General features: G+C 45.2%; 6 protein-coding genes and 1 pseudogene. 5 read left to right on the top strand and 2 right to left on the bottom strand.

All coding sequences use genetic code 11. From position 1 onward, the window contains the following. Positions 1-254: pseudogene (locus JUF13_RS09350) on the bottom strand (transposase); the annotation flags it as partial. A 176-nt stretch (positions 255-430) separates the two neighbouring features. Here JUF13_RS09350 and JUF13_RS09345 point away from each other — a divergent pair. The 4 genes from JUF13_RS09345 (at position 431) to JUF13_RS09335 (ending at position 1,298) form a co-directional block, all read left to right on the top strand. After that, a complete protein-coding gene (locus JUF13_RS09345; RefSeq protein ID WP_203639398.1) occupies positions 431-613 on the top strand; it encodes a hypothetical protein in 183 nt (60 codons plus the stop codon). Then, positions 600-971, top strand: a complete 372-nt coding sequence (gene tnpB, locus JUF13_RS09340; RefSeq protein WP_236002693.1) for an IS66 family insertion sequence element accessory protein TnpB — start codon at positions 600-602, stop codon at positions 969-971. Before JUF13_RS09345 ends, tnpB begins: the two co-directional genes overlap by 14 nt. Before the next feature lie 65 nt (positions 972-1,036). Beyond that, positions 1,037-1,171, top strand: a complete 135-nt coding sequence (locus JUF13_RS14505; protein WP_263972790.1) for a hypothetical protein — start codon at positions 1,037-1,039, stop codon at positions 1,169-1,171. Next, entirely contained in the window at positions 1,146-1,298 is a 153-nt protein-coding gene (locus JUF13_RS09335) for a hypothetical protein (protein WP_203639396.1), read from the top strand. The genes JUF13_RS14505 and JUF13_RS09335 overlap by 26 nt, the downstream gene beginning before the upstream one ends. 196 nt (positions 1,299-1,494) lie before the next feature. Here JUF13_RS09335 and JUF13_RS09330 read toward each other — a convergent pair whose 3' ends face one another. After that, positions 1,495-1,869, bottom strand: a complete 375-nt coding sequence (locus JUF13_RS09330) for a hypothetical protein (RefSeq protein ID WP_203639394.1) — start codon at positions 1,867-1,869, stop codon at positions 1,495-1,497. Between the two features lie 1,164 nt (positions 1,870-3,033). Between JUF13_RS09330 and JUF13_RS09325 the strand changes: the two genes are divergently transcribed. Beyond that, positions 3,034-4,527 (top strand): DUF5776 domain-containing protein, encoded by a 1,494-nt coding sequence (locus JUF13_RS09325; RefSeq protein WP_203639392.1) that lies wholly within the window; start codon positions 3,034-3,036, stop codon positions 4,525-4,527. The last annotated feature ends 1,505 nt before the right edge of the window (positions 4,528-6,032 follow it).

Here is a 6,032-nt window from a genome sequence, read left to right as displayed (position 1 = left end):
TCACTACCACTATAAAGTAATAGAGGCATAAGAGCATCCCGTCGGATAACTCTTATGCCTCTAAGCTTAGTATTTTTTTGGACCCTGATTTTGAATTCAATTTGTATTCTGTAATTGAAGTTGATCCAATTGCGGTAACCGTAGGCAGTGCGCTTTATCTGTTTAATCTTACGATTAACGCCTTCAATTGGACCATTTGAAATAGAACACTTTGTCATATTTTCAATGGACCGTATCCTTTGAATAAAGGGCTTTTTGTCAACAGATGTTGATGAGGGGGATTTGAGAGGTCCAATTCATTTTCGAATTGGGTCTCTTTTTTGAATCCAGATTTAAAATTGAAGGTAAGCACCTAATAACTGACCGTCTATGATTGGTGGCAAATCCACGATATGATAATCTCATCAAATAAATTGGTGAGGTTTTTATTATGGATAAGCAAGATATCGTTCAAATTAGAATGCCACATGAGGCTGCCGGAACAATGCCAGTTGTTCCCAGCCGGGCAATTCAACTGAAGGTTGGCAAGAACAAATCAGTAATCATCTACAATAAAGCTAACGGTTATATCGTTGATGCCGTTCTTAAGGCGGTGTTCAATGATGCTCATTGACCCTACAAAAATCAATCAGGTCTATATTGTCTGTGGGAAGACGGATTTACGTCGTGGAATCGATGGGTTGGCAGAGGTTGTTCAAGAACAGTTCGAGCTGAATCCTTACAGCCAAGGACTGTACTTATTTTGCGGTACCAGAAAGGACCGTTTCAAGGCCCTTTACTGGGATGGTGATGGATTTCTCCTGTTGTATAAGCGGCTTGAAAATGGCAGGCTACAATGGCCAACCAATCAAGACGCTGTTCGGCGCCTTAATTTTAAGCAGTTTACACGTCTCTTAAGTGGATGGTCACTTGACGCGACCATCCATAAAGTGAGGCCACCGAGGCGTAAAAGCTTAACCACGCAAAGATAGCTATTTATTTTGATTAGACTATGGTAGACTCAAAATTAATTAGTATTGAATTGGTGGGATAATCGATGACTTCAGAACAAGAACAAATCGCGATGTTAACTCAACAGATTGAAGACCAGTCTAAACTCATTAAAGAGCAAGCTGAGCTTATTGATTACCTGAAGAGAAAGCTATTTGGTAAAAAAATCAGAGCAGGTTGATCCTAACCAAATGTCTCTTCTAGAAGAAGATGACGGTGCTTTTATCGAGCCAGAGCAAACTGACGAAGAACCCAACCAGATCAAGTACAGTCAACGAAAAGGCGTAGGACACGGCAAGAAATCTTAAACCGTGATTTGCCAGTTAAAATTCACCGGGCTTTTATACAGCAATAGGCTGGTCGCGGCAGGTTAAATATGAAGGTCGCTTAAGGCATGGAAAGAAGATGGCATCCTCAAAAATCGAGGACGCCATTTTCTTTTGAATCTGTATTTCAATGCGGTCAATTAGTAGATGCTTACTCTATCGTAGTAATAGGAGACAGCTATTTTGTATAGCTAACCATTAAGCGAATGAAGAGGGAATCATCAGTCAGTACTTCATGGATAATGCTCTGAAAAACGTTAGCCATTCCCTCATCATGCACGCTATAGCTATGGCTCAATAGGCCTAGCTCACCAACTAACTTACTCATCATTTCATCGGCCTCTTTCATGGTTTCCTTACCAGTAGCCTCCGTGTAAGTCGACGCGTCATAGACCTTTGCGAGGAATTCTCCCTCACGGACGGTAAGCTGTCCCGGCTGTAAGTCACCTGACTTCAGCTCTTTAATGGTTTCGACATCAACGTGGGTGATATGGGCAAACTGTTCAGCGGTCATTCTTGGAATCACAAGCATTATTTTTTCCTCAATTGTCATGTAAACACCTCCTTCCGCACCTCTTCATATTAGAGTAGGAAATAATAGCATAGGTTACCCATTAATGGATTGAAAAGTTGGAAAATATTGGATGCTTGCTACAAATGTTCAAGTGGATGAACTTATTTTGCCATCAGGGTATTCGGTCTTTTACAACTGTTATTTACCGCAATATTGTGAGATCTGAGAAGCTTGGTGTCCATGGTTTAAGCACTCTGCCGGCCTTTCTGGCGAGGGCGCTACCGCTAATGAATCAAGAGAAGTTTCTCTTAAAGGATGAGAGCGACTCTCCTTAATCCTGAGACCAGTATGGAAGTTCACCGTTACTAGCCTCCTAGTAAAGTCGTCGTTCTGGTAGTCACACCGCTTATGTGGTCTAATCAAGGTGTTCCCAGGATTCATCGTCGGGTACTGGGAACAGCTCTACCCCATATGGCTGGTCCGCCAACCAAGACGCTAGGTCGTTGCGGTAAAGGACCATAAAAAGCTAGTTGTATCGAGTGATTTCGGAAAAAATCGCTCGGTAGAGCTAGCCTTTTATTTTGGGTGGTATTTGATTGCTGAGGAGTTGAGTTACTGGTGATTTGCCTATGGGTTAGCGATACGGCTTAGTATGTCAGTTGGACTTTTCTCCGTGGCGTCTAGTTGGTAGCTGGGGCCGAATGGTGGTTTAATGAAGACAGTTCAGCGACGCGGCAACTCTCCTAACCGGGGGAGTGGGGGTCGTTGAATGAGAGAATACGTGTCGATCACACAAATAGTTGTTTTGCCTGAGCGAGCTATGTTGCCGATTACTCAGGTTTTTTTGTTGGGTTGAGGTTGGTGGGATTTGGAGGATTTGTCTTTGCGCTGGCGTGCTGGTTGGTGACTGGGAGAATGGGTGATTGTTGGGTGCTAGGCGGCCTCTGGTTGTGCTGGTGCGTGTTTGACCGGTTATCTTGGAGAGTAGGTGTTCGGTGGTTCGTCGTGTGTAGGGAGCTGATAGAGGGCTTCCTGGCTGATTAAAATTTGGCGTCATACATATATTGGTGACTAGGCAATGCGACTTTGGAAGGAACCAGCGACAAGTAGTTTGAGCATATATTTGAGAGTCAGTGTAAGTTCAATTGCTCAACCATGCACAAAAGGACAGAATCCGTTATACTCAATGTGGAGGTGAGTGTGGTGGGTAAACGACTGATGAAATGCATGGTTGCGGGTCTTGGATTAGTGTTGATTTCATTAATTGTTGGTGTATTTTCTGGCAAAACAACGGTTGCGATGGCGGAGACGGATGCTGAACAAGCTAATTTTGGTTTGAACATGTACATGAAATCTGAGGGGGACGCAGGTAAAGGAATGCCTATAAACGGTATGGTAGTCACAATGGCTATCAGTCAGGCGGAGGGAACGACCCAAGACAAGGTATTTGCGGCAAATCCAGACCTGCATTATAGAGATGGCTATACGGTCTATGATGAATTAAATGTCGGGTCCGAATATGCTAATAATATTCTCACTATGCCTGAGGCTATTGCAAAGCTGAGCACAATATGTCCGGGGAACCTCGGTGAAATTACTGTGGAGTCAACATCTGATGTGCTCGCAAATTTTCCTGGGAAGTCTATTGATATAGAGACAACCAGCGATAAAGCCGGTCAGACGGTTGTGCCGGAAAAAATCGACGGGGTAATGGAGGAGAGTCAGGAAAGTTATCAGTATCTGGTTCCTGATTTTACAATCTACTTGAAAGAAAATAACTACCAAATGACAATCAAATACGTCATGCCGGATGGTTCGACAGCCTTTGATGATCGGGTCATCACCGGGTATACAGGTAAAGAACCAGTGACTATCAAGAGTCCGTCCAAAGAAGGGTACGAGCCTGATCAGTTGAATGTGCCAGTAAATTTTGCTAGAGCTGGTGAGTTTACGACGACCGTGCACTATCGAAAGCCAGAGAGCCAGGTTATTCCGCCGACCAGTGTTGATAAAGCCAGTTTGACCGCCAATGAGCGCGCAACGGTCACGGTTGGTCAAAGGGTTGATGCCACCACGTTCAAAGCTACGGCCACGAACAGTCAAGGGACGGCGATTCCCGTAACGGTCGATACCAGTCAAGCCGATTTACAGCGGCCAGGGACCTATCCGGTAACACTCAGAGCGGCCAATGGTAAGACCAAGACCGTGACGTTAGTCGTCACGGCTGCGGAAGCTGCGACGGTGGCGTTTAAGCAGTCAGTAGTTTACGGCCTGAAAACGCTGTATCTGTATCGGAATCCCACGTTTAAGCAGAATCAGCGGGTGGTCAAGTACGTGAAGAAGACGCGGACTAAGCGGGACATGTTTGTGGTAACCGGGCAGGCCTATTCAAAGGCTGGGCGGTTACGGTACCAGGTAAGGGATATGAAGACTGGTAAGACGGGGTATATCACGGCAAGACCCGCGTTTGTGGGCTCCGCCTATTATCAAAAATCAGTTAAGAAAATTAAAGTGTTGTGTCAGCGTGGCGTCAATGAGTATACGGATTTGAAGCTGACCAAGCGTGTGTGTCACGTGAAGAAGAACCAGACTTTGAAGGTTGTTGGTTTGCGGCAGAATGGCCGGGTGACGCGGTTCGTTTTGGCTAATGGCCACTATTTAACGGCTAATAAAAAGTTTGTCATGGCGGTTAAGTAGGTTGATGAGGACTAACCTAGTCGCTAGGCGTTGTGGTGTAGCTGAATCGTTTGTTTTGTACATCGGAGTATTCGAGTGGCTACAATTCAGTATGGCAAGTGGCCGTTACTAGCTCGTGAATCCAAGCGGGTAATTGGTAGTCGACCGGGATATGTGGTGTAATCAAGCTGTTCCTAGAGAGCAGCAGTCACCTGTCCTTCGGGAGCGGATTGAACGCCCTCCCCCAAGGGCTCCAGCGAATACAAGAGAATAGGTCCCATCAAGTCGTTGCCTCGTACACGATGCCTTGGTGGGGCTTGTTCTTTGGGTTGAGCTGGGTGGTAAGAGTGGTTTAGCCCTAGGGGATTAGGGATGGGCGACGACCACTAATCTGTTTGAACAGAGTCTCGGCGCAACTAGGGTGAAAGCCTCGCAGAATGGCTAATTCTGTGGTGTAATGAAGATACCGACAGGCGGAAAACTGTTGGCATTTCATTTTACTCAGCAATCTGCGAATCTTTCCTAATTTTTCAGATTGCTGAGTCTCCTTTGGGAGGTAGCGAGTGAATTTCACGCGTTGCCGCCTTTTTATTTGGAATTACGGGACTCCGCAAGCAAACTACAGCCAGTGGGTAAGCAATGGGCGTGGCTCCCCATTCGGTTGCGCCAGTGACGGGGAGTAACTAAGGGAATTCGGCGGTGTTTCTAGGTGTTTCGGCTAATAGGTGGTTTAATGAAGTCGAGCTAAGGGAGAACATAAACTTTCCTTAACCCCTAGGCTTGGTGCTACAGAGAGTCCCCATGGTGCCAAACTCTAGTTGGTCCCCCACTCGGGGTTCTCGACAATTCAGAGCCGATTGATTGCGTATCCGGCGTGACCGGTTGGTAGATCTAGGACAGGGTCGCTTCTGAATTGAATTTAATGCAGGAGAAGGTATTCTCGCTACGAAAACTCGGGGAATACCTTCTTTTACTGTGGTTTTGCGGTTGGTAGAATAGAAGCGTGTTGGATGATCAACTTTGGTGACCCCTTTTTGGGGGTAGCTGGGTTGGTCATTTTTGTTTGGGTTGGGATAGTTGAGGTGACCGGCGTGATGGGTGGGACGGATTGTATGGAATGCTGGTACATAGGTATTTGGGACTAGTTTAGCCATAAATAAGTAAATGGTATCTTGAAAAAGATGTCAGCGAATGACAACTTTTTTCATGACGTTAATTTTGTGTTTCCTTCATTAAATGTCGAATACCTACATACTATTTATCGTTTATTGTATTGACCACATTACTAAAAGTGTGGTAGCATGTGTTATTAACTTAATGTTATTGTTACTGCATAGAAAAAACTAATGCACTAAGTCGACAGTTAAGATGGGAGTGGGATGATGAAGAATTAATTGAGAAGATTGGCTTCGTGGCGGTGGGCACCACGTTGCTGGTATGAATCGTTATCGGACGGTTGGTAGTGAGCTCACTACTGATGGTCAGCATGGCAAGACACTTTAGACTTAACCACAGAAACAAAAATT

The sequence above is a fragment of the Levilactobacillus wangkuiensis genome (assembly GCF_016861605.1).
GTDB lineage: Bacteria > Bacillota > Bacilli > Lactobacillales > Lactobacillaceae > Levilactobacillus > Levilactobacillus wangkuiensis.
This window is presented reverse-complemented; position numbering and strand designations above follow the sequence as displayed.